The 22,327-nt window shown below is 53.4% G+C and carries 23 protein-coding genes; 8 read left to right on the top strand and 15 right to left on the bottom strand.

Going from position 1 to position 22,327, the window contains the following annotated elements; translation table 11 throughout:
- Nucleotides 1–78 precede the first annotated feature (78 nt).
- From SERAS12_RS20350 to SERAS12_RS20340, 5 genes are all read right to left on the bottom strand, one after another.
- Nucleotides 79–369 (bottom strand): hypothetical protein, encoded by a 291-nt coding sequence (locus tag SERAS12_RS20350; protein ID WP_041416341.1) that lies wholly within the window; start codon nt 367–369, stop codon nt 79–81.
- 23 nt (nt 370–392) lie between these two features.
- The gene (locus SERAS12_RS25840) at nt 393–590 is read right to left on the bottom strand and encodes an AlpA family transcriptional regulator (protein ID WP_071880465.1); all 198 of its coding nucleotides are present in this window, start codon (nt 588–590) and stop codon (nt 393–395) included.
- 245 nt (nt 591–835) lie between these two features.
- Nucleotides 836–964 (bottom strand): hypothetical protein, encoded by a 129-nt coding sequence (locus SERAS12_RS26710; RefSeq protein ID WP_013814350.1) that lies wholly within the window; start codon nt 962–964, stop codon nt 836–838.
- 561 nt (nt 965–1,525) lie between these two features.
- The gene (gene cspA / locus SERAS12_RS20345; protein WP_004952373.1) at nt 1,526–1,738 is read right to left on the bottom strand and encodes an RNA chaperone/antiterminator CspA; all 213 of its coding nucleotides are present in this window, start codon (nt 1,736–1,738) and stop codon (nt 1,526–1,528) included.
- Between the two features lie 1,161 nt (nt 1,739–2,899).
- Nucleotides 2,900–4,078: an alpha/beta fold hydrolase gene (locus SERAS12_RS20340; protein WP_013814349.1), complete on the bottom strand. Its 1,179-nt coding sequence runs from the start codon at nt 4,076–4,078 to the stop codon at nt 2,900–2,902.
- 81 nt (nt 4,079–4,159) lie between these two features.
- Here SERAS12_RS20340 and SERAS12_RS20335 point away from each other — a divergent pair, with 81 nt between their 5' ends.
- Nucleotides 4,160–5,071, top strand: coding sequence for a LysR family transcriptional regulator (locus tag SERAS12_RS20335; protein WP_013814348.1), 912 nt, complete (start codon nt 4,160–4,162; stop codon nt 5,069–5,071).
- 157 nt (nt 5,072–5,228) lie between these two features.
- Here SERAS12_RS20335 and cbpM read toward each other — a convergent pair whose 3' ends face one another.
- From cbpM to SERAS12_RS20320, 3 genes are all read right to left on the bottom strand, one after another.
- On the bottom strand, nt 5,229–5,534 hold the full coding sequence (gene cbpM / locus SERAS12_RS20330; RefSeq protein ID WP_013814347.1) for a chaperone modulator CbpM: 306 nt from the start codon (nt 5,532–5,534) through the stop codon (nt 5,229–5,231).
- Nucleotides 5,527–6,453, bottom strand: a complete 927-nt coding sequence (cbpA, locus tag SERAS12_RS20325) for a curved DNA-binding protein (RefSeq protein WP_013814346.1) — start codon at nt 6,451–6,453, stop codon at nt 5,527–5,529. Before cbpA ends, cbpM begins: the two co-directional genes overlap by 8 nt.
- A 64-nt stretch (nt 6,454–6,517) precedes the next feature.
- Nucleotides 6,518–6,922, bottom strand: a complete 405-nt coding sequence (locus SERAS12_RS20320) for a DUF308 domain-containing protein (RefSeq protein WP_013814345.1) — start codon at nt 6,920–6,922, stop codon at nt 6,518–6,520.
- A 145-nt stretch (nt 6,923–7,067) separates the two neighbouring features.
- Here SERAS12_RS20320 and actS point away from each other — a divergent pair, with 145 nt between their 5' ends.
- On the top strand, nt 7,068–7,823 hold the full coding sequence (gene actS, locus SERAS12_RS20315; protein WP_013814344.1) for an amidase activator ActS: 756 nt from the start codon (nt 7,068–7,070) through the stop codon (nt 7,821–7,823).
- A 49-nt stretch (nt 7,824–7,872) separates the two neighbouring features.
- Here the strand turns inward: actS and SERAS12_RS20310 are convergent, their stop codons facing one another.
- The 3 genes from SERAS12_RS20310 to SERAS12_RS20300 are packed head-to-tail and all read right to left on the bottom strand — an operon-like array spanning nt 7,873 to nt 11,487.
- A complete protein-coding gene (locus SERAS12_RS20310) occupies nt 7,873–9,261 on the bottom strand; it encodes a c-type cytochrome (RefSeq protein WP_013814343.1) in 1,389 nt (462 codons plus the stop codon).
- Nucleotides 9,258–10,913, bottom strand: a complete 1,656-nt coding sequence (locus tag SERAS12_RS20305) for a GMC family oxidoreductase (protein WP_013814342.1) — start codon at nt 10,911–10,913, stop codon at nt 9,258–9,260. Before SERAS12_RS20305 ends, SERAS12_RS20310 begins: the two co-directional genes overlap by 4 nt.
- A gap of 10 nt (nt 10,914–10,923) precedes the next feature.
- The gene (locus tag SERAS12_RS20300; RefSeq protein ID WP_013814341.1) at nt 10,924–11,487 is read right to left on the bottom strand and encodes a sorbitol dehydrogenase family protein; all 564 of its coding nucleotides are present in this window, start codon (nt 11,485–11,487) and stop codon (nt 10,924–10,926) included.
- A 369-nt stretch (nt 11,488–11,856) separates the two neighbouring features.
- Between SERAS12_RS20300 and SERAS12_RS20295 the strand changes: the two genes are divergently transcribed.
- Entirely contained in the window at nt 11,857–13,617 is a 1,761-nt protein-coding gene (locus SERAS12_RS20295) for an ABC transporter ATP-binding protein/permease (protein ID WP_013814340.1), read from the top strand.
- A 51-nt stretch (nt 13,618–13,668) separates the two neighbouring features.
- Here SERAS12_RS20295 and SERAS12_RS20290 read toward each other — a convergent pair whose 3' ends face one another.
- Nucleotides 13,669–14,058 (bottom strand): tautomerase family protein, encoded by a 390-nt coding sequence (locus tag SERAS12_RS20290; protein ID WP_013814339.1) that lies wholly within the window; start codon nt 14,056–14,058, stop codon nt 13,669–13,671.
- A 148-nt stretch (nt 14,059–14,206) separates the two neighbouring features.
- Here SERAS12_RS20290 and SERAS12_RS20285 point away from each other — a divergent pair, with 148 nt between their 5' ends.
- Nucleotides 14,207–15,151 carry a LysR family transcriptional regulator gene (locus tag SERAS12_RS20285; RefSeq protein WP_013814338.1) on the top strand — a complete coding sequence of 315 codons (945 nt, stop codon included), beginning with the start codon at nt 14,207–14,209 and terminating at the stop codon, nt 15,149–15,151.
- Here SERAS12_RS20285 and betI read toward each other — a convergent pair.
- Entirely contained in the window at nt 15,109–15,732 is a 624-nt protein-coding gene (gene betI / locus SERAS12_RS20280; protein WP_013814337.1) for a transcriptional regulator BetI, read from the bottom strand. The two genes, SERAS12_RS20285 and betI, sit on opposite strands and share 43 nt — an antisense overlap.
- A 158-nt stretch (nt 15,733–15,890) precedes the next feature.
- Between betI and SERAS12_RS20275 the strand changes: the two genes are divergently transcribed.
- On the top strand, nt 15,891–17,435 hold the full coding sequence (locus tag SERAS12_RS20275; RefSeq protein WP_013814336.1) for a BCCT family transporter: 1,545 nt from the start codon (nt 15,891–15,893) through the stop codon (nt 17,433–17,435).
- Nucleotides 17,436–17,500: 65 nt separating this feature from the next.
- Here the strand turns inward: SERAS12_RS20275 and lldD are convergent, their stop codons facing one another.
- Nucleotides 17,501–18,640: an FMN-dependent L-lactate dehydrogenase LldD gene (gene lldD / locus SERAS12_RS20270; protein WP_013814335.1), complete on the bottom strand. Its 1,140-nt coding sequence runs from the start codon at nt 18,638–18,640 to the stop codon at nt 17,501–17,503.
- A 336-nt stretch (nt 18,641–18,976) separates the two neighbouring features.
- Nucleotides 18,977–19,897 carry a LysR family transcriptional regulator gene (locus SERAS12_RS20265; RefSeq protein ID WP_013814334.1) on the bottom strand — a complete coding sequence of 307 codons (921 nt, stop codon included), beginning with the start codon at nt 19,895–19,897 and terminating at the stop codon, nt 18,977–18,979.
- Nucleotides 19,898–20,331: 434 nt separating this feature from the next.
- Here SERAS12_RS20265 and SERAS12_RS20260 point away from each other — a divergent pair, with 434 nt between their 5' ends.
- From SERAS12_RS20260 to SERAS12_RS20250, 3 genes are all read left to right on the top strand, one after another.
- On the top strand, nt 20,332–20,529 hold the full coding sequence (locus SERAS12_RS20260; protein ID WP_013814333.1) for a DUF4762 family protein: 198 nt from the start codon (nt 20,332–20,334) through the stop codon (nt 20,527–20,529).
- A gap of 188 nt (nt 20,530–20,717) precedes the next feature.
- The gene (locus SERAS12_RS20255; RefSeq protein ID WP_013814332.1) at nt 20,718–21,383 is read left to right on the top strand and encodes a DsbA family protein; all 666 of its coding nucleotides are present in this window, start codon (nt 20,718–20,720) and stop codon (nt 21,381–21,383) included.
- Nucleotides 21,383–22,327, top strand: a complete 945-nt coding sequence (locus SERAS12_RS20250) for a hypothetical protein (protein WP_013814331.1) — start codon at nt 21,383–21,385, stop codon at nt 22,325–22,327. The genes SERAS12_RS20255 and SERAS12_RS20250 overlap by 1 nt, the downstream gene beginning before the upstream one ends.

Below are 22,327 nucleotides of genomic sequence, written 5' to 3'. Positions count from 1 at the left end.
GTATGGTCAGTATACAACGTCCCTCACTTTTTTATCAAATGTGAGCTTCGTTTTTAGATGCGAAATAGAACTAAAAATTTATCGGGTTTCTAATCGGTTTAAATCATTGGTATGAGCGATCGTTATCGGTGTAAAAGGCCAACTCAAAACTGAGTTGGCCCTGCCTTTCCCGAACGCGTGCTCGATGCCGCGGGCGTGGGATACGTCCAGATTTGGATGCATCTTCAATCGGCGGACTTTTCCGTCGATTACTGCACCTTCGTCTGCTGTGCGATGAACGCTGGCAACGTTGTGGCTATTGTCTGCCAGTTCTTCAACCAGCGCGGTGATCTGCAAGTCGCGCTCGTTGCTGAGCAGGGCGGGAATCACCTTTTACCGTGGCTTAATCGCAATCACTTTGGCACAGAGTGCGTCTTGCGTTGCCTAACATCTAGCATGTTTACTGGTTGCTTTCCGGTGCTAGTCTCTTGACGGGCATCAAGCAAAATAACTATTTCATCGCTATTCCACGCGACGCGACTCTCTGTGAGGGCTAGTCGTTTAGGGAATTCTCCGGCTTTCTCCAGCGCGTTGATGGTGGACCAACTCAATGGCCCTCATTGCCAGGAGTTGTTGTTTTCCAATTGTTGCCCCCGCAGAGTCTCCTCCCTAAGATTGTATGGCTGAAAATTATACGAAACCGCAGCAAGCGGAAACAAATGTGTATAGGAATGTGTGTAGTTTCATTTTTATAAAGCCAGTAACTACCATATCTACTGGCTTTAAGTGCTTGTGTTCTACTCCCTTCACCTCTCAAACCTTCTTTTGTCGTGTCATGCTTACCTGCCGGTCAGCGTTATGAAATGGCGACCAAAAAAACGATAATTGCGATCGCCACGACCCAAAACCATTTAGAGGTTTTTTCCGGCTTCCATTCTTCGCCATATTCAACCCGATAATCGGGGCTGACATCCTTTCTTTTCATCACATTCCCTGGAAATTAACATCCCTAAATTCCTGTGGGTATATTTTAAGATGAATCTTAATGCTATTAAATTTAATGCGTATTTTTGGGTAAAAATCTTAATAAAACATAAGGGGTGGCCGATAAAATACCAACAAAAACAATGATTTTAATATGGTTTCGTTGGGTTGCTATCTTTCGCCGGTTTTGGTTGGAACCTAAAGTTCAATGGCATTTTCCTTCCTGTGCCTGCTCACCCTCTGCGCTGCCGGCTTGCATACAGGTTTTTGCGGCATATTGGAATGAACATAAAGCATTATCAATCTGACAGGAGAGCAGGTGAACTTATGGCAGGGGATTGGTCTATTGTTTCCTGCGATGACTGGCTTTGCGCTTTGGGTTTCTGGTTCGCTTTTCAACGGGAAAAGTGAAACACCGCGTTCCATTTTATGGGTTTAGAAGCATTTTTCTACATTACAGAAATGCAAAAACCCGCCATAAGCGGGTTTTTGATCACTAATACTTAACTGCTCAGGCTGTTGCCTTCATCGCGATTGTAAGTTTTAGCGAGATTATCGGCGATTAAAGCGCGATAACGTTTACAGCAGAAGGGCCTTTAGCGCCGCTCTCAACAGAGAACTCCACTTTCTGACCTTCGTCTAAGGTTTTAAAATCGCTGCTCTGGATAGCGGAGAAATGTACGAATACATCTTTACTGCCATCTTGTGGAGTGATAAAACCGAAGCCTTTATCTGCGTTAAACCATTTTACTAAACCAGTCATTTTAGTAGACATAGATAGATCCTTTTTCATTTTTGAGCCACTCATCGTGGCGAACATGGCCTGTTTTGCAGAATTTTACTTATGGGGCACTTAGGAGGAGGCTCATGAAGAAGGGGTATCTAGAGATAACGCTTGGACTGAGGACTGCTTTACTAAAACTGCTTTCATAAGGTCTGTGTTCCAAACCGATGACGTCATAGTAGGCTTGGTTTGATTTATTAAGCAAGGATTAATTTTATTAATGTCGTGGGTTGGCTATCACATTCCTGATGCTGTGTGATGATTGTCCGAGGGATTGGAGCGTGGGACAGGCATTTCTTGCCGTAATGTGGTTGATGCATAAAAGATAAAAGCCCTGACCGTTGCAGCCAGGGCTTTTATGGTACTATTGACTTCAGATTTAACATTAATGAACTTAATATTTCTTACTGCTAAGGTACTACTTTTAAATGTACACGTTTATCACAGATAATATTGGGTGCTAATACTAACTAAAACCTCCCCTCTATTTACCAGTTCACATTATCCGCCAACCTGAGTGAATATTCCAAGGTATGGCATTTTAAACAAGTACATCTCCCCTCGCGATATAGACTCTTGATGCGTAGCCTCACTTCCATTGCGATCTTGTTGCACTGTTTTCTACACTATCTTGAAAATCAATCGCAAACAAAAAACAATTAAATCATGGCCTTACATCATCGCGCTTTGGTCCACACCCTGCGATTGTAGATACTGACTACGTGGCCTTAAAGCGTCATCAAGCAAGGGTGTAAATTTTCCTCGGCATTGATGCCCATACAAAAAATACTTCGTGGCCTTTATCGCAAAATAAATTCAAATCAACTTGATTAACACTTTTGGTAATAACAGCTAGCTACCATTTCGCTGCTGCTGATAACCAATCTACGGGTTTTTAAAAGGGTGTCAATACTGTTTTTAATGACATGTTTTTAATAACATGTTTTTATTTACAGTGTTTATATGAAATAATTTATCCAGCGATAACGATCCTGGAATGCTTCATGATGAGTGTGCCCACAATGTGAATTCTGCTTTAACTTTTTCTATCTACCAACGAACCTGTTTAGTTAAGTTGTATGATTCTTCATGAGTCTCCTCGCCGAAAACAATGTTCAGGCGTTAGCCATAAAATTATTATAAACCAGTAACTTAATTAGCGTTCGGTGCTGGCAGCTTCAGGCCTGTACCTCGAGTAATGGCGGCTGCAAGTTCATGTGGATAAACCAGCGATATCATGTGAGGAGCATTTGCGATCATCTCGAAACTTGCTTTGGGTATGTCCAAAAAACCTTTCATCAATTCGGGGGGAGTTGACGCATCAAGCTCACCAGCGACGATATGTGTTGGGACCGTGATCTCATTCAGTCGTTTTCCTGTCTCGATAGTGGCAAGAGCCATCCAACCGGCTTGCCAGTCGGAAACGAAAACTCGCTGAACGTTATCGCGCGCATAGCGAACGCCCCAGCCATTCTCGGCCAGGTCTTCCGGCCTGAACCAACGGGTCAAGCTTGGAATGATCTGGGCATCCATACCGGTAAAAATGGCCGCGTCAGCGCGTTGTGCGAAAGCCTCGAATGGCCAAGCTGTCGTGGCGATAATTGTCAGCGAATGGAATCTGGAGGGGGCCTTCAGTGCCAAATGTTGAGCTATTGAACCACCCAATGACAAGCCTGCAATATGTGCCTTAGCTACACCAAGTTTATTCAGCAAGCTAGAGAGATCAAGCGCATAGGTTTCAAGACCCTGAGCAGGCGGCGCTCCAGCCGCGCAGCCAAAGCCGCGAATATCATAGGCTATCACCCGAAAGTTTGTGGTGAGATTTGGGATGACTTCTCGCCACATTCTCCAGTCCATTGCGAGAGCATGGATTAGCACCAAGGCAGGTTTGACGCCGCCACTGTCGAAAACGCGAGTGTTATGATCATTGAGGCTGACCTTACGCGTTTCCTTTAGAGTGCATAGATTTTTATCTGCCAAGATGGATCGAGTCTCACGCAATAGGTTCAATGCTCGTGGATAGCCAGCATAAACAGAAAGGTGTTCAGCAAGTGCAATAAGCTCATCTGGATCGGCACCGACGCGCAATGCGGCCTCAAGGTGTGTGCGCAGTTGCGGCTCTGCGCCGCCCATAGCACCGAGCAAACCGATGGTGACAAGTTCTCGCTCGCGGCGTGGCAGCGTTGATGCAGCTAATATGTTGCCAAAGGCATGTTCAACAAGGCTTTCCGCTAATAGAGGAGATATTTCTCTCATTTTCTTCACACTATTTTTACCCAGTGGGCCAGTGATTGCCGTCAATTCTTTCCGTCCGATCTGCTTATAAGTCATTGTTGCCTCTGTTCTGCTGGAAACTAGTAGAAGAACACTCTATCTTTCTATATATCGAAAGCGAACAGGCAGTTATTGATTATGGGTTTCGAAAAATCGAAAACGATCGGATGGGAAGGTGTTCCCATTTTTTTGATACTTGCCCGTCTTGGCACGCTCACTGCGACAGCTCAAAAACTAAAGATGGCTCCATCTTCGGTTGCTCGTCATATTGAACATCTTGAAGCTGAGCTTGGAACAATATTGTTTCAGCGTACCCCTCAAGGTTATACCCTTACTGATGCTGCAAGGATGATTCTCCAGCATGCTGAAACGGCCGAGTCGGCTATTGATGATTTCATCAGGAAAAGCTCCGGTTTTTCCCTCAATGTTGCGGGAAGTGTTCGCATTGCTCTCCCGGAAAACTTTGCCACAGAGCTGGTCATTCCATCCTTATCTCCTTTTCAGGAAAAATACCCAGACCTTCGAATTGAAATCGTGACACATGTTCGAATGGAGAATCTCACTCGCCGTGATGCCGATATGGCTATCCGTTTGTCGAGGCCGATCCAGGGTAATTTCTTTATGTTACGCGTCGGACAGATGGAGAGTAGGCTCTATGCGAGCCAAGCTTACCTGGCCGCCCATGCGGAAGCCCTGGCCGATGATGGTGCTGGCCATTTACGTATCGGTTGGGATGACACACTTCAGGATTTACCGCTTGCCCAATGGCTCGAAGAGGTCATTCCTGCGAGTAAAACATGTTTCACGGCTTCGTCACTGCGTAGTCAGATTGAGGCGGCAGCAGCAGGCATGGGGATTGCTGCATTGCCTTCATTTCTTGCTGACGGTCTTGTCCCGGTGGGGCAGGCACGATTGCTTCAGAACATATATCTGATTTCACATCGTGATATACGCCGAGTTCCACGCATTCATGCCACCATTGAATTTCTGCGCGGTGTTTTTTCGGATGCTCAACAGAAGTTGAGTGGCAGTGCTGATTTGTCTGACTAGATAATGGGCTGTCAGTATGCATTACGACCTTGAGTTGCTCAGAATTGCGAAGTACGGGGCGGGGAGACGTTAATGCGTCGATTTTATGTTGCCGCAGAAACCGCTATTCGGCGCCTGGCGTAGCCCGCTGCTGGCGCAACGGGCCGATCCCAGGATATCAGGGCCTGCTGACGAACCGTGCAAGCTGCTGGTGCAATTGGCTGTTTTCTTTACGTAAGTGCTCAATTTCCTCCAGCAGCGTCAAGGTGACCGCAATGCCGGGCCAGTCCAGCGCTAATTCGCGATGCAGCTGTTGAGCGCGATGAAAAATGGTCAGCGCATGATCGTCAAATACCCAGTCTGTAGCCGCCGGGTTACGAGGTTCGATCACCCCCAGCCCGACAATTTCCGTTAACTCATCCTCTGAAACACCGGTATGCAGGCAAAATTCGGTAATGGTTAAAGTGACTTGTACGTTAGCCATTTTGCTTACTCCACTCTTTGCGTGGGTCAAAAGCGGGTTGAGCCTCCGCCAGTTGTTGCCACAGCGCCGCATTTTTTTCGTCTGGTTTCGGTGGCATCACGACCTTGATCACCGCATATAAATCCCCGGTTTCTTTCTTGCCGACCAGGCCTTTCCCCTTGATACGCAGCCGCTGGCCGGTCTGGCTGCCGGCGGGAATGGTCAGCAGAATAGCGTCTTTCAGGGTCGGAACCGGTACCTTGGCGCCGAGCGCCGCTTCCCATGGCGCTACCGGCAAGACGATCTCCAGATTATGGCCGACGATGTCGAACAGCGGGTGCGGCGCGATGCGGATGATCAGATAGAGGTCGCCGTTGGCGCCGCCGTCAGTACCCGGCGCACCCTGGCCTTTCAGGCGGATGCGTTCGCCATCTCCCACGCCGACGGGGATCTTCACATTAAGGGTTTTGGGTATTTCCTGCTCCACCATGCCGAAAGCGTTATAAACCGGCAGGCTATAACGGATGGTCCGGGTTTGCTCGGCCAGGGTTTCCTCAAGGAAAACCGCCACTTCCATCTCGATATCTTGCCCGCGCATGGCGCGGCTTTGGCGCCGGTGTTGCGAACGCGTGCGCTCGCCAAACATGGAGGAAAAGATATCGGAAAAATCTTCGGGGTTATTGGCGTTGCCGTGCTGTGTCTGGCGGCCATAATTGGGGTCGTTGCGGTGTTGCACCAATTGATCGTATTCGGCGCGACGTTCATCGTCTTTTAACACCTCATAGGCTTCCGCGACCTCCTTGAACTGCGCTTCGGCATTCGATTCGGTGCTGACGTCGGGGTGATATTTTCGCGCCAGACGACGATAGGCCGTTTTGATAGCCTTGAGATCGTCCGAGGGCTTAACCCCTAAAATGGCATAATAATCCTTGAATTCCATAACGTTATCATCTCATTTCAATCTTTCATCTGAGGGAATGGCTGAGCCTGCATTGCATGAAACCTTACTCATGGCGGGGCACTTGCCACCGGGACGTCGACATAATTGTGCGGTTGGGCGCCAATGAGCGAAAAAGCCGGGACGATAACTCCCCCCTTATGCCGGCTAATGGACTGGTGATGAACCGGTAGCCGATAATCAGATAAGCCTCGCCCAGTAATATGCCGCCGATCAGCGGCCAGGCGTTTTGCGCCCAATTGGCTATCATGCCTGCCACCAACGTTGTGCCGCTCAGCAGCAGTAATACGCCGACCAGAATGCTCAGCACTGTGCCGGATGCCTGGGGGATAATCAGGCGCAGAATACCGCCCACCAAGAGCAGGAAGGCAATGATCAGCAGGGCAGTGCGTTGCTTTTTGAGACGTTCTTCACTCAGGAGGGGCAGATTTTTATAGTCAACACTTAACATGACAGTCCTCCATTTGTCGTCTGGCACTCAGTAATCCCTACTTGTTTAGCATAGTCCTTTTGGCGCTTTTTGACTGCCCCGGTGCAAATGTTACTATTGACGGCTGACGCGTATCAGCGCCCGGAAATATGATTGAGGACAGGATTTGAGCACAGGAAGCAAACTTGCGTGGTGGCGCCGCGCCGCAGTGTGTCTGACATTGAGCCTGCTGTTGGCCGGTTGTTCGGGCAAAAACAGCTATAACCGCGACTACGACAAACTGCCGAAGGGCAGCTACAGCGGCAAATCCTATACCGTCAAACGTGGCGATACGCTGTATTACATCGCCTGGATCACTGACAGCGAAGTCAGCGAACTGGCCCGAATCAACAAGATACGCCCGCCTTACGGGCTGGAAGTCGGGCAAAAGCTGCGCCTGAGCGGCAGCGCGCCAACCAAAACTGCGTCAAACCGGCGTAAAAATACCTCGTCCGGTGCGGTGTTGGCTAAATCGACGCCGCCGCCGGGGGCTTCCCGCTGCTGGCGCTGGCCGGCTACCGGCAAGATTGCCCAAAAATATTCCACAGCAGACGGCGGCAATAAAGGCATAGATATCGCCGGCGCTCGCGGCCAGCCGATCTTCGCTTCCGCCAAGGGCAAAGTGGTGTACGTCGGTAACCAGCTGCGCGGCTACGGCAACCTGATCATGATTAAGCACGGCGAAGACTTCATCACCGCCTATGCGCATAACGACACCACGCTGGTGCGCAATGGTCAGGATGTGAAGGCAGGGCAAAAGATTGGCACCATGGGTAGCACGGGTACCGACTCGGTGTTCCTGCATTTCCAGATCCGCTATCGCGCCTCCGCACTCGATCCACAGCGCTATCTGCCGCCGCAGGGCTCTTCGCCATCTTGTTAAGCGTGGAGATAACGGCCCGTTCCCTCAGGGAGCGTGCCGTTATCGCGGGCTATTTCCGCTTCCTTCCACATAGCCAGATCAACGCCAACAGCACCACGACTGCAACTCCGATGGCCGGAGCCATATAAGGCTGCAGCTTCGCCAGCAGCGGTACCGGGCCGCCGGTGCGCAGCATCGCCACGTCCTCCTCGCTTACCGTCACCTCCGGGTTGCCGTAGTTTTTCAGCACATAATTGCTGATGGCGGCGATTTGCCGATCGGTTAATGGATTGACGTAGGATTGCGGGCCAAAGTTCGGCATCAGCACGTCCTCGCTGCCTGCTTTGCGCTGCACGCCGAATAAAATGGCGGAGATCAGGTTGGCCGGGTTGCCGGAACCGGTGGCGGTATTGTTGAACAGCGAAGGATAGGCCTGGTTTTTGCTGCCGCTGCCGTCCGGTTGGTGGCAACTGGCGCAGTTGCCGCTGAATAAGGCCGCACCGTCGCTGACGGTATTATTGGCATTGGACGGATGCAGGCCGCGTAGCGTCGGTTCGACGTTCAGCGGTTGACCAAAGCGGTCCGCCGCCTGCTTATCCTGAGCATCGCGGATCGGTACGGTACTTTTCAGGTAGACGGCAATGGCCATCAGATCCTGTTCAGGCAGGTATTGCAGGCTGTTTTCCACCGCCTCTGCCATGCCGCCAGCGGCCTGATTTTTCCCGGCGACCCGCCCGGTTTTGAGATATTGCACCAGTTCTTCATTGCTCCAGCCGCCGATGCCGCTGACGGCGTCCGACGTAATGTTCGGTGCATACCAACTTCCCACCATGCCCCCCGCCAGCGGTTTATCGGCGCTTTCCGCCATCAGCAGGTTGCGTGGCGTATGGCAGGTATCGCAATGCCCAGGGCCGTTGACCAGATAGGCGCCGCGGTTCCACTGCTCGGTTTTCTCGGCATTGGGCTGAAAGCGGTTCTTATCCAGAAACAGCAAGTTCCAGCCGGCCATACTGAAGCGCATATTGAACGGGAAGGGCAGTGCGGTCGGCGTATTCTTCTGCTCTACCGGCTTCACTCCCTGCATAAAGTAGGTGTAGAGCGCGTGGATGTCCGCATCACTCAATTTGCTGTAGGAGGTATAGGGCATTGCCGGGTAGAGATAGCTGCCGTCGGCGCGTACCCCATCGCGCAGTGCACGAGCGAACTGTTGTTCCGTGTAGCCACCGATGCCGTCTTGCGCCGAAGGGGTGATATTGGTGGAGTAAATTACGCCCATCGGCGAGTTGATGCCGTAGCCGCCGGCAAAGGGCTTGCCGCCGCCAGGTTGGGTGTGGCAGGCCTGGCAGTCCGACGCTACGGCAAGCTGCTCACCCTGTTTAAGTAACGCGGCGCCATTGTCGGTCGCCAGGGCGGCGCCGCTCAACCCCAGCAACAGGGCCAATCCAAGCTGTATCTTCATGATTTTACCGCCAGCGATTGGGCGATGTCGTCGGCGGCCTTGATGCCCAACGCCGCCATGGTTAGCGTGCTGTTGACTACGCTGGCGGAAGGAATGGCGCCGCCACCCGGCAGCCAGAGGTTGGCATGGTCATGGGTGCGGCAGTTGCCGTCCACCACCGAGTCATGCGGATCGCGGCCCATAATGGTGCCGCCCATGATGTGATTATTGGCGTTCAGGCTGGTGGTGATTTTGAACTCATCGGCATCGAACAGGCGTCCAATATGCTCCAACTGTTTATGTGCGGCCTCGGCGCCCTTGCGCACGTAATCGCCTACATCGTAATGAATATCCGGACACGGCAGGCCGTGAGCGTCCTTGCGGTTGGCGCTCAGCGTCAGGCGGTTGTTCGGGTCTGGTAACGGTTCCAGGCTAATCGACAAATCAACGCCATAGGCCGCGCGCCGGCGGATCTCTTCATCCAGCACTTTACCTACCAGACCCTGCGCCAGCGCTTTTTGCGTTGCGGGAACTATCTGATTGATATTATTAAGTATCATCTTGTTGGCAGAATAGTCCTTACGGAACTCGCCGTCGCGCGGTCCCACCAGGCAGCTGCTCTGCGCCGGGCCGCGGCCGAGCCACAGTGGCTCCTTAGCCAGGAAGGTGCAGTGAAAGCCGGAGTGATCCATCATATTGCGCCCAACCTGATCGGAAGAGTTGGCGATGCCGTTGGGGTTCTGCTTATTGGCGGCAAGCAGCAGCAAGCGCGGCGTTTCGATACCGTTGCAGGCCAGCGCGAAGGCGTTGGCGCTGGCTTTATGCGAGCGTTTTTGATTATCCAACCAGTGCACGGCGGTAACGCGATTCTGGTCGTCGGTATCAATTTTGTAGACCACCGACTCTGCCAGCACCACTGCGCCTTTCATTTCCGCACGTTCGACATGATGGATGCCGTTATACATGGCGCCAATGGGGCAAATCGGCTGGCAGTTGTTGTTGCCGCAGCAGGTCGGGCGGCCTTTCCACGGGCGGATGCTGCGACCCTGCGGGATTGGCACCGATCGGTAGCCGTGCGGGTTGACCACTTCGGCGAAGCGGGTGTCGCCATAGGCCCAGGGCACCATGTCCATCGGATAAGGTTTGCTGCGCTCCACCGGCGATTGCTGCGCCGGATCGTTGGGGCCTGCGACACCGATTTCCTCTTCCGCACGGCAGTAGTAGGGTTCGAGATCGTTATACGAAATTGGCCAGTCGCGACCGACGCCGTACAAGGTTTTCATCTGAAAATCGCTCGGCAAATGGCGCCAGCAAGATGCTGCCCAGTGCCAGGTGGTACCGCCGACGGTGCGTAGATAGCCCTGTTTGAAGCTGCCGGCGCTGGGGCCACTAAGGGCTACGTAGTTGTTTTCCGGGAAGTAGAGCGGTGCGGTGGCGTATTCAGATTGCGGATACAGCCCTTGGAAATCTGAGCCCGCCCGGTTATCGAACGGCATGTTGCGCCAGTTTTCCACCGCTTGGGCGCGATCGATGCGCAGGCCAGCCTCCAACACCAGGACGGAATAGCCGAGGCTGACCAGTTGGTCGGCCATGATGCCGCCGACAATGCCGGAGCCGACGATCACGATATCGGCCGATGCGTCGCCATTGGCGGTAAATTCAGGTTTTTTCATCAGGATAATCTCAGCGAACGGGTGTCATGGTCATCGGCGGAGCGGCGGTCCACCACAGTGGGCCGTTGCCGCAATAGGTCGGTACGATCAGCGCATCGCTGGCGGGGCGGTACATCAGCGCATCCTTGTAGGCGATCAGCACAGCTTGCTGGCCATGCCCGACGGTGCCGGTATACCAGGCGCTGATAATGGCGGTGAGCAAATCCTGCAGGCCGGCCTGGATTGCCAGCGTTTGCAGCTGTTTGGCACTTTGCTCCGGCTGCAGCAAGGCGCTTAGCTGCTTAATCTGAGCAGAGAAATTGGGGATGCTGTCGCTCAAGGCGGTGAATATTCGCGCCGACATGCCCTGATCGATGTCCTGATGTTCGGTAATAGTCCGCGACAGAGTGAAGAAACGTGCAAAGACAAGTGGGTTGGCTGCTGCGGTTTGCTGCTCAGCCTGGGTCAGAAATGGATAGCCAAGCAGGGAGGTGGCGACAAGGACGGAAGCCATGCCGAACAACACATCTCTTCTTCTGAAACCGGTTCCATTGTTATCCGAACGCAAATTTTCGCTGGGTAATGCAGTGCTCATGGTGAATTTCTCGCAACGGGTGTTAAAGCCTGAGTAGGCGAAGGTAGGGCAGATACTGAATACAAGATGATGAAATAAAATACTTTTTATTATTGATCGATAGCCAATAATTCATTTTATAATAATTTTTTCGGATATTAACGTGGTGATAACTTCTCAACAACAAGTTTTAACGGTGAGCCTGAAAGATCGCACTTTAAGAATAAATGGGGCGAAGGAAAGCGGCAAAATCGCCGAGCTATGGGGGCTTGCTCCAGCGATACAAAAAAGGCGGCGATAGCGGATTTCATAAGGGTTTCGCCGCCATACGTGCCAAAATGGATCACTAGCCGACGTCGCCACTTTGACTAAGAAGATAAATATTACCTTATGGATCGCTCCCGTTTACTGACTTTTCTGCTGCCTTATCTCTGGCCTAAAGATAATCCCAAACTGCGCTATTACTTGGTGATCGCTTTTATTTTCATGGTGATATCCAAGGTCAGTACCACATTGGTACCGCTGGCGTATAAGGCCATGGTCGACGGGCTGAGCGGTGAAAGCGCCAAAGTGTTGGCCATTCCCATCGTGTTTATCGTGGCTTACGGCGTCGCGCGTGTCGGTGCCGCGCTATTTGAAGAATTACGCAACGTGATGTTTGTGCACGTCAGCCAGAATGCCACCCGATTGCTGGGGTTGCGCGTATTCAGGCAGTTGCACTCTCTGAGCCTGCGCTTTCATCTGGAACGCCAGACTGGCGGGCTGTCGCTGTCGATCGAACGCGGCACCCAAGCGGTGGCGACGGTGCTTTCACGGTTGCTGTTCTCTATTTTTCCTATTCTGTTCGAAATCACCTTGGTGTCGGTGATTATGTGGCACCTGTTAAACGGCTGGTTTGCCTTGGCAATTGTGGCAACGGTCGGCTGTTATATCCTGTTTACCGTGATGGCGGTCAGTTGGCGAACCCGATTCAGGCGTGAGCTTAACCAGGCTAACGCCGATGCGAACACCAAATCTATCGACAGCTTGCTGAACTATGAAACGGTAAAATACTTCGGTAACGAAGATTTTGAAGCCGAGCGTTTCAATATGTCACGCCGATTGTACGAATATGCCGCCATCAAAAATCAGTTCAGTTTTACCGCGCTCAACCTCGGGCAAACCGCCATTATTTCCATCGGATTAATAGTGATGATGGCAATGGCGGCGCAAGGCATTGTGCAGGGGCGCTTGACGGTGGGTGACTTTGTGCTGGTGAATGCTTATCTGCTTCAGCTGTATCAGCCGCTGAATTTTTTCGGTTTCATTTATGCCGAAGTCCGGCAAGCGTTGATCGACATGGAAAACATGTTCGATTTGCTGCAGGAAGAGCAGGAAATTGTCGATAGTCCTGATGCGGCAGCCCTGGCATTGACCCATGGCGAAGTGCGTTTTGACTCGGTCAGCTTTGGCTATGATGCGCGTCGGCCGATTTTGAAAGACGTCAGCCTCACCATTCCGGCCGGTCACACCGTGGCGGTGGTCGGCGCTTCCGGTGCCGGCAAATCCACGCTGTCCCGGCTGCTGTTCCGTTTCTACGAGGTAAATGGCGGCTCGGTGTCTATTGACGGCCAGGACATTCGCCAACTGACCCAGGCTAGCCTACGACAGGCGATCGGCATCGTGCCGCAGGATACGGTGCTGTTTAACGATACTCTGGGCTATAACATCGGTTATGGTAAAACCGGCGCCAGTAAAGAAGAGATCGAACGGGCGGCGAAGCTGGCGCATATCCACGAGTTTATTGCCAGCCTGCCTGACGGCTATGAAACTCGGGTGGGCGAGCGGGGGCTTAAGCTGTCCGGGGGCGAGAAGCAGCGGGTGGCGATCGCCCGCACCATTTTGAAAAACCCGGCGATCCTGGTGTTCGACGAAGCCACCAGCGCACTGGATACCCAAACCGAACGCGAGATCCAGGCACATCTGCGTGAAGTGAGCCGTGATCATACGACTCTGGTGATTGCCCATCGCCTGTCCACGGTAGTGGACGCCGATGAAATCATTGTGCTGGAGGCGGGAGAAATCGTCGAGCGTGGGCGTCATGAGGATCTGCTGCAGCGAAATGGCCGTTACGCCGCGATGTGGCAAAACCAGTACAGCGAGGAGTCATAATTTCATTGGCTAACGTCCGGGCACTAACGAACCGGGCGTTAGCCGCAGGCATCACAATTCGCCTGTCAGATACTGCGCTACGCCGTTGCCAAAACTCCAATCGCCCTTGCTGTTGGTGGTGATAGACACCATCAGGTCACTGCTTTCGATTCCACAGCTTTCTTTCAGCTCACGGCTAAGATCGGCGTAAAACCGCTGTTTCTGCTCTTCGGCGCGCGGGCTGGTGATCACCCGCACCACCACCAGATCGCGGGTGCGCGTCAGGTTAAGGCCGGTGTCTTCGATCACCATATGGTGAGCCTTGTTTTCATGAACAATCTGATAGCGATCGCGCTGCGGCACCTCAAAAGCGCTGAGCACGGCACGGTGGGCGACATCGAGCAGGGTTTTCAGTTCGGCTTCGCTGCGGCCCTCGATAACTTCGAAGATAAGTAATGGCATTTGGATAATCCTGTCAATGAGTTAAAAAAATTTCAGATGCGTAGGGCAGCGTTTTTGCATCGCTTCCGATAACCCATCTTAGCCAAGCCGCAGCAGGGGAAGAAGCGCTATACTTGAACTCATTGTTTATATAAATGAACAGTTGGCGATGAAAAATCCAAAAATAGACACCCTGTGGACCCATTTGCACTGGTTTACCGTACTGGCCGAACAGGGCAGTTTCACCCGTGCAGCGGAGCGGCTGGACGTCAGTAAAGCGGCCATGAGCCAGAAAATAAAAGAGATCGAAATGCTGGCCGGGGTACCGCTGGTGCAGCGTACAACCCGCAGCGTCCGGCTGACCGATGCCGGGCTGAGGTTGGTAGAGGAACTGCGTCAGCCTTTCGCGCAGATTAAACAGAGTTTCTCCGGCATCTGCGACTCCACCGGGCCGTTGCGCGGTTCGGTGCGGGTAACGGCGCCGGTGGCGTTTGCCCGCCAGCAGTTGGTACCACGGATCACCGGCTTTCTGCGCGCCAACCCGGAGGTGCGGGTACAGCTCGAGGTGTCGGACCGGCTGGTATCGTTAACCACCGAAGGTTTCGATCTGGCGATCCGCCATAGCGATAACCTGCCGGATACGCACGTCGCCTGGCGGCTGTGCCCGACGGAAACGCTGGCGGTGGCGTCGGCGGACTATATTAAACGGCACGGCATGCCGGCATCCCCCGCCGAGCTGCAACGGCATCAGTGCCTTTACTATCCGCGGGGGAGTGAGCAGCCAGGCTGGAGTTTTGTCGCCAGACACTCGCCTGAGGGGAAAGTGGACAAGGTTCGCGTGCCGGTCAGCGGCCCGTTTGCCACTAACAACAGCGAATCGATACGCGATGCGGCGGCGGAAGGGCTGGGCATTGCTCTGCTACCGGATTTCAGCGCGCAGCAGGCGCTGGCGGACGGGCGGTTGATTGAAGTACTGCCGGCCTGGCACCCGATTGGCGCCTTTGCCGACAGTCTTTACGTAGTGCGGCCCTATGCACCGCAGGTGTCGCGTGCGGTAACGGAGTTCAGCAGCTACTTGCGCGGCGCTTTTGCCGAAGGGTTTTCCGCCGGCTGACCTTCGTTCAGGATGTGCACCACATAGTCGCAGGCAATGCGACAGTCCTGCCTGAGATCCGCTTCGCCACCGGCCAGGCTGCCACGTAGCCACAATCCATCGATCATCGCCGCCAGCCCGCGAGCGGCATCGCGCGCCTGTTGTTGCGGCAGTTCACGGCGGAACTGGCTGCAGATATTGGAATAGAGCCGGCGATCGTTGGCGCGCTGCAAGCGGCGCAGCGGCGGCTGGTGCATGCTGGCCGCCCAGAAATCGAGCCAGGCGCGCATCGAGATCGCATTGGTTTGGCTGGGATGAAAGTTACCCTGAATAATGGCAAATAGCTGTGATTGGCTGTCGGCGGCCGCCTGGCTGCGGCACTCGGCGACCGCGTCGCGCAGATCGCGCAAGATCTTGCGCATGGTGGCGCTCAGTAATCCCTCTTTATCGCCAAAGTAGTGGCTGACGATACCGGTAGACAGCCCCGCTTCTTTTGCCACCTGCGACAGAGTGACGCCGGCCAGGCCGACGACGTTAATGGCAGCGAAGGCGGCATGAATCAACTGCTCCTTACGCTGCTCCGGAATGTCTTTACGGTACATTTTTTCCCCGACTGATAGGCAAATCACAGTTTTAATTTGATTGATTGAATGGTCAATCAATACTCTATATGCTGCAAAAATGTCAAATAAATGGCGATTAAATGTTAATTAAAAGTTTCATTTAAATCGTCTGTCTTTTGCATCATGGAACCCTGCCAATGACAGTGAATAGTCTCCCATCGCACGGTGAACAACCGATTAGGTTAAATGCACCGGTATTTTTCAGCTCGGCGGCGGTGATCCTGCTGCTGGGCGTATTGATCGTGCTGTTCCCGGCCGGCAGCAAGCAGTGGCTTAACCTGGCTCAGAGCTGGGTAGCCGATGCGTTCGGCTGGTACTACATGTTATTGATGGTTGCCTGTATGGCGTTTGTTTTTTGGCTGGCGTTGTCGCGCTTCGGCCATATCCGCCTTGGGCCGGACGACGAGCAACCGCAGTTCAGTTATCCCTCTTGGGTGGCGATGCTGTTTTCATCGGGTATCGGCATTGCGCTGGTTTATTACGGTGCTTACGAGCCGCTGGATCACTTCCTGTCGCCGCCGGAAGGCAGCGGTGGCAGCGTGCAGGCCGCGCGTCAGGCAATGGCGCTCACTTTTCTGCACTGGGGGTTGCACGGCTGGGCGCTGTATGCGCTGATCGCCACCGCGTTGGCGTATTTCGCCTATTGTCGCGGCCTGCCGCTGGCGTTGCGCTCGGCGCTGTATCCGATTTTCGGCGAGCGCATTCACGGTGGTATCGGCCATCTGGTGGACAGCTTCGGCATTTTGGTCACGGTGATCTCGATGGTGACCAATCTGGGGATCGGTGCCTTACTGGTTAACTCCGGGCTGTTTTACCTGTTCGATATTCCGCAAAGCAACGGCGTGTTGTTGGTGCTGATCGTGGTGATGATGGTGGTGGCCACGCTGGCGGCGGTAACCGGCGTAGAAAAGGGCATCGCGATACTGTCCAATATCAACGTCGGCTTTTTGTGCCTGCTGCTGCTGTTCGTGTTTCTGGCCGGCCCGACGCTAAACCTGGTCAACGGCATGTTGCAGAACGTGGGGGACTATCTGACCTCGATTGTCAGCAGAAGCTTTGACATGTACCTGTACGGCAAGGCGCGCCAGTGGCAGGGCGCCTGGACGCTGTTCTACTGGGCCTGGTGGGTGGCGTGGGCGCCGTTTGTCGGCCTGTTTATCGCGCGCATCTCCAAAGGGCGCACTATCCGTGAATTGATCTTCGGCGTGTTGCTGATCCCGCTGGGCTTTACCCTGGCGTGGCTGTCGATCTTCGGTAACACCGCTATCAGTCTGGTGCTGGAAGGCGGGCAGGCGATCCTCGGCCAGGTGGCGGTGAGCGATCCGCCGATGGCGGTGTTCAAGCTGTTCGAATACCTGCCTTATACCCAACTCGCCGCCGGTTTCACCGTGTTGATCAGCTTTGTACTTTTCCTGACGCCGGTCGATTCCGGCACGCTGATGATCGCCAACCTGTCTTGCCAAGGCGGCTCGGCGCAGGATGATGCGCCGGCCTGGCTGCGCATTTTCTGGGCCGCGGTGACCACCGTGGTGTGCATTGGCCTGTTGTATGCAGGCAGCTTCAGTGCGATGCAGACCGCCGTAGTGCTGTGCGGCCTGCCGTTCTCGGCGGTGATCGTGCTGTATATGGTCAGTCTGCATAAGGATCTGCATCGCTACGCCATGAAGCCGGTGACGACATGATAATACGTAGCTTTCATCGACAAGATGAGCTTCGGCGCTGATCCTTAAGGGGGCACCGCCGTGATTCAGCGCCCGGCGACCAGCGATCCGGCGCCGATATCCGCGATGGTTTTCGCGCCGGTGAGCGTCATGGCGACGCGCATTTCCTTGTCGATCAGTTCCAGCAGATTACTGACGCCGGCACCGCCGGCGGCGGCCAGCGCATAGACGAAGGCGCGCCCCAGCAACACGCTGTCGGCGCCCAGCGCGATCATGCGCACTACATCCAGACCGCTGCGGATCCCGGAGTCGGCCAGCAGGGTAATCTCCCCTTTTACCGCATCGGCGATCGCCGGCAGCGCGCGGGCGGTCGATAGCACGCCGTCCAACTGGCGGCCACCGTGGTTGGAAACGATAATGCCATCTGCGCCGAAACGCACCGCATCTTTGGCATCTTCCGGATCGAGAATGCCTTTGATGATCATCGGTCCCTCCCAGAATTCGCGGATCCATTCCAAATCTTTCCAGGAGATGGAGGGATCGAAGTTCGTCCCCAGCCAGCCAATGTAATCCTCCAGGCTGGTGGGTTGGCCGCGATAGGCCGATACGTTGCCCAGATCGTGCGGCTTGCCGCGCAGGCCGACATCCCAGGCCCATTGCGGATGAGTAAATGCCTGCAACATGCGGCGCAGGGCGGCGTTAGGGCCGCTCATACCAGAATGGGCGTCACGGTAGCGCGCGCCTGGCACCGGCATATCGACGGTGAACACCAGCGTTTTCACGCCGGCGGCTTTGGCACGCTCCAGCGCGTTGCGCATAAAGCCACGGTCCTTCAGGACGTATAGCTGGAACCACATCGGCCGATCGATAGCCGGCGCCACTTCTTCGATTGGGCAGACCGACACGGTGGAGAGAGTGAAGGGAATGCCCTTCTGCGCCGCAGCTCGGGCGGCCTGTACCTCACCGCGACGGGCGTACATGCCGGTTAACCCGACGGGCCCCAGTATCACCGGCATCGCCAGTTTTTCGCCGAACAGGCGGGTTTCCAGACTAAGATCCGACATATTGCGCAGCACGCGCTGGCGCAGGGCGATGTCGGCCAGATCCTCGGTATTACGCCGTAGCGTATGTTCGGCGTAAGCCCCTCCGTCAATATAGTGGAACAGAAAAGGGGGAAGCTTGGCCTGTGCAGCGGCCCGGTAATCGGTTGACGCGGAAATAATCATGTTTTTACTCTCTGCGATGGAGGCCGCTGATTACGGCGTGCGGGGGTAATGTCGACCTAAAATGTAGCGAAAGTGTTAATAATTATGCTGTGTTTATTCTAAGCGCAATAGGTAACGGGGTTCTAGGCCGGATTTTTGGCCGGCCTGGCAAGGGTAAGAAACAAGGGGGTTGGGGTAATGAAATCTCTAATTAAAGATGTTTTTAATCAGTTGGTTATATTTTATGGGAATACGCAGCTGCATTCATTAGACGTGAATTTGCCACAGTTTATGTCTGAAAGTGCTCTAATCCCTGTTACCGACGGTGAAAGTTAAATGCCGATAATGTGAGCCGTTTCAAAAAAAGTGGCGGATATTTTGGTAGGACGTAATGATATGTTCGATCAGCAGGCGGGTTTTTAACGGCAAATTGCGGGTGTAGGGATAGACCGCGTAAACGCCTAATACTTTTGCGCAATGGCCGGCTAAAATTTCCACCAGTTTACCGTCCTGCAAATCCTCGTACACCATGCAGCGCGGCACCATGGCTATGCCATAGCCACCGATGACCGCTTTGCGGATCGCGCGGGCGTTATTGGCGGACAGGTTGCCGTTGACCTGCAGTTCGTAAATGTCGTTGCCGCCCGGTTGCTTCATTAGCCAGTTATCGGTACCGCTTTCCTGATAGGTATACGTCAGGCAATTATGCTCAAGCAGATCAGCGGCCGACAGGGGCTGAGGATGGCGCTCAAGATAGCCAGGCGAGCAGACGATCACCCAGCGGGAGTCCAGAATTGGGCGTGCGATAAGGCTGGAGTCGGGCAGGGTACCGGTACGGATCGCCAGATCTACGCCTTCCTCGACCAAATCGACAAAGCGGTTTTCCAGCCGCATTTCTACCTTCAGGTTTGGATGTTGCGCACAGAACTCCGCCACGCTTTCGCTGAGCAACAGTTCCCCGGAAATGGTTGGCACCGACATACGGACAGTGCCGGTCAGCTCTTCACTTTTTTCACTGACGGCGTATAGCGCATCCTGAACTTTCATGCCGATGTCTTTGGCCTGCTGGTAGAGCGCCAGGCCGCTTTCCGTGAGCGTCAGACTTCGGGTAGTACGGTACAGCAAGCGCGCGCCGAGGGACTTTTCCAAACGACCGATGCGTTTGCTGACCACTGAGCTGGTCACGCCGGCGGTTTCGGCGGCTTTGCTGAATGAGCCGCAGTCAACAATCAGGGTAAATAGAATCAGGTCATTGGCGTATTCGTGTGTGGCTAGCATTGGCATCCTGTCATCGCAGAGACCGATTTGATACACCAGTGTAAATCCGGCTCGTCAGGAAGCAATCTTTTCATCGCCGCTTACCGGCTCTATCATCTGGTCAGACCTGATTATTTCTTATTTAAATGGTTTTTTATTTGAGAATTATCCTTTCCGTTACCTTCCCATTTTTACTGGGATTTCTTTATTTTCTTATTTTTTATGTCATTTTTAATAGAGTTATCTTATCAATAATACTTAGCGGGTAAAGTAACGCTATGGCTGAATGTAAATAATTGTATTGATCTACCAGTTTGAGAAGGCTATTATTTTTGCGACTTGGTTTCATAGTTAGTCAATTGTCCCTGCAATAGTTTTTCAGAATTGTTTTTTGCCTGAAGTGAAAAGCAATAACGTAGTGTATTTCTAATTTTAATATAAATAAGGATATTGTAATGAAAAAGATCAATCTGTCTGAAGCGGAAAAAATCGTTGGTGGTACTTTCGTTTGCACCAAAAATTTCGAGTGGGTGGGAAGCGGCAATAACCGGACCTGCAACCTGGTAACAACCTGCGCAGATAAATTCGGCGGAGTGAAAAAAACCTACCGTCCGGCGCCTTCGGCCAGCTGTGGTACCAGCGTACCTAATTAATCCAAATGGGCTGAACGCCTGCATTTAGGTTAAGGGTTATCAAGCGGGGTGGTTTCTGTGCCACCCCGCCTTGGTCCTGCCGGCGTTTTATCGATAGCATAATATTACCGTTCCTCAGGGTGTTGAATTTCCATAATAAATGTTCACCTGGCAGGTTTGAATATTGGTTCGTTCGCAGGATGCGCCCCATGTATAAACGTCCGTTGTTATTTGTTAGCTATACATTTTTTATTATTGCCATCACAGCCATTATGACTTCGGCATATTTCCACGTTTACGTTATCAATCAACCCGAAGGTGAGGGCGTGAGGGCTATTGCGCCGGAGAAGGTGAATGGCAGCCCAATATCAGAGGTTAATGCTATTGTCGAAGTGTTTTCTTACGCCTGCCATTATTGCGAGATAAATGAAAGCAATATCGCCGAGTTGGAAAGAAATCTGCCCGCAGGGACCCGTTTGATACGGCTGCACCTCAATGACGACGATCAAAGCGGTATGGCGGCGTTTGCGCCACTGTTTGCCACGCTGACGGTCATGGGGATCGAAGCGCGGCATCGTCCGGCCGCCTATCAGGCAATCATAAAAGAAAAGATTAATTTGGCGGATAGGCAGCACCTTATCGGTTGGCTGAAGGCTAACGGCATTGATGAAGCGGCATACGATAGGGCCAGTGCTTCTGCACCGGTGAAAGAACTGCTGGCGTATATGTCGTCGGTAAGCCGCTATTACCAGGTCAATGCTACCCCGAGCTTTATCGTCAACAGGAAATGGCTGGTGGTGCAGGACCGCGACTTCCCAGCCTTCAGCGAGCAGTTACTGTCTCTCTTGCAGCATGATAAGCCGCTGGAGCCCTGATGCGTTTCTTTTCCGTATGGGTCTATCTGGCATGGAAAAATGGCCTCGACGGCATAGTTCGCTATACCACAAAGCTCGTCGGTCTCAGGGATCTGCTGGTGTGCGCCATGCTGCGGCGTATGGATTACCGCCTTTATTTGGGGCTCCGGCATCGGCTGCATTGCCGGTCACTGTTGCCGTCTGGGCAGCGCAACCGGAGCGCGGTGGCCATGGCGAATTATCGCAGTTTACTGGGGCGCATGGGTGAACTGGATTTTTCATGGCTGATGCAGCGGCGGCGGTTGTTGGATTTTGCCGCGGTTTACGCACATAACGCCGAGCTTTTGGGCCAATTAGCACAGTGTTCCGCCCAGCTTAACCGGGTGGTGGAACCTTTGCACCGGTCTGGAGTTCCGGTGATCCTGGCGCCGATGCATACGGTTTCCGACGTGTTGGCCACGCTGGTGGGGGCTGGGGTGTATCCGGGGCTGGCCACGGTGATTGTCTCGGGCGAGGCGCAGGAGTCTCTGCGACAGGCTCCAAAGTGGCAACAGAATGTTGACCTTTGTTCCATACACGACGATCAACGGCGGATTGCCGGCAAGTTGGCGCAGGCGATGCTGGAAGCCGCAGAACATCGCCGCAATATTATTTTGTTCCCGGATATCACACCGGATTACACGCTGAACAGCAATAAGGATCTCTCGGCCAAGCAGGCCTGCCGTTTGTTCAATCGCCCGGCGCATTTGCACAGCGGCATTGCCCGGTTGTCGCGCGCGTTACAGGCTCAGGTGGTGTTTTACTCACTCTCTTACGACGGAGGGATCCGCATTCATATCGATGAACCGGTTGCTGCAGAAAATATCGGTCATGTCCTGCCAGGGATAGTGGAAAGGACAATGGTTCGGCATGCGGATGAGTGGCTGTTATGGCATTCGCATTCATTGTTTTTTATTAATGAATAA

This window comes from Serratia sp. AS12 (genome assembly GCF_000214195.1).
Lineage (GTDB): Bacteria > Pseudomonadota > Gammaproteobacteria > Enterobacterales > Enterobacteriaceae > Serratia > Serratia plymuthica.
The sequence above is the reverse complement of the archived record's forward strand: the minus strand, read 5'-3'. Positions and strand labels throughout refer to the sequence as shown.

Excerpts from the sequence above, each read along its gene's own strand:
- SERAS12_RS20295 (WP_013814340.1), top strand. The coding sequence starts at position 11,857 with ATGGATCGCTCCCGTTTACTGACTTTTCTGCTGCCTTATCTCTGGCCT.
- SERAS12_RS20290 (WP_013814339.1), bottom strand. The coding sequence starts at position 14,058 with ATGCCATTACTTATCTTCGAAGTTATCGAGGGCCGCAGCGAAGCCGAA.
- SERAS12_RS20335 (WP_013814348.1), top strand. The coding sequence starts at position 4,160 with ATGGGTTTCGAAAAATCGAAAACGATCGGATGGGAAGGTGTTCCCATT.
- lldD (WP_013814335.1), bottom strand. The coding sequence starts at position 18,640 with ATGATTATTTCCGCGTCAACCGATTACCGGGCCGCTGCACAGGCCAAG.
- SERAS12_RS20265 (WP_013814334.1), bottom strand. The coding sequence starts at position 19,897 with ATGCTAGCCACACACGAATACGCCAATGACCTGATTCTATTTACCCTG.
- SERAS12_RS20320 (WP_013814345.1), bottom strand. The coding sequence starts at position 6,922 with ATGTTAAGTGTTGACTATAAAAATCTGCCCCTCCTGAGTGAAGAACGT.
- SERAS12_RS20275 (WP_013814336.1), top strand. The coding sequence starts at position 15,891 with ATGACAGTGAATAGTCTCCCATCGCACGGTGAACAACCGATTAGGTTA.
- SERAS12_RS20250 (WP_013814331.1), top strand. The coding sequence starts at position 21,383 with ATGCGTTTCTTTTCCGTATGGGTCTATCTGGCATGGAAAAATGGCCTC.
- SERAS12_RS20310 (WP_013814343.1), bottom strand. The coding sequence starts at position 9,261 with ATGAAGATACAGCTTGGATTGGCCCTGTTGCTGGGGTTGAGCGGCGCC.
- cbpM (WP_013814347.1), bottom strand. The coding sequence starts at position 5,534 with ATGGCTAACGTACAAGTCACTTTAACCATTACCGAATTTTGCCTGCAT.
- SERAS12_RS20255 (WP_013814332.1), top strand. The coding sequence starts at position 20,718 with ATGTATAAACGTCCGTTGTTATTTGTTAGCTATACATTTTTTATTATT.
- betI (WP_013814337.1), bottom strand. The coding sequence starts at position 15,732 with ATGTACCGTAAAGACATTCCGGAGCAGCGTAAGGAGCAGTTGATTCAT.
- SERAS12_RS20260 (WP_013814333.1), top strand. The coding sequence starts at position 20,332 with ATGAAAAAGATCAATCTGTCTGAAGCGGAAAAAATCGTTGGTGGTACT.
- SERAS12_RS20300 (WP_013814341.1), bottom strand. The coding sequence starts at position 11,487 with ATGAGCACTGCATTACCCAGCGAAAATTTGCGTTCGGATAACAATGGA.
- SERAS12_RS20305 (WP_013814342.1), bottom strand. The coding sequence starts at position 10,913 with ATGAAAAAACCTGAATTTACCGCCAATGGCGACGCATCGGCCGATATC.
- SERAS12_RS26710 (WP_013814350.1), bottom strand. The coding sequence starts at position 964 with ATGAAAAGAAAGGATGTCAGCCCCGATTATCGGGTTGAATATGGCGAA.
- cspA (WP_004952373.1), bottom strand. The coding sequence starts at position 1,738 with ATGTCTACTAAAATGACTGGTTTAGTAAAATGGTTTAACGCAGATAAA.
- SERAS12_RS20340 (WP_013814349.1), bottom strand. The coding sequence starts at position 4,078 with ATGACTTATAAGCAGATCGGACGGAAAGAATTGACGGCAATCACTGGC.
- cbpA (WP_013814346.1), bottom strand. The coding sequence starts at position 6,453 with ATGGAATTCAAGGATTATTATGCCATTTTAGGGGTTAAGCCCTCGGAC.
- SERAS12_RS20285 (WP_013814338.1), top strand. The coding sequence starts at position 14,207 with ATGAAAAATCCAAAAATAGACACCCTGTGGACCCATTTGCACTGGTTT.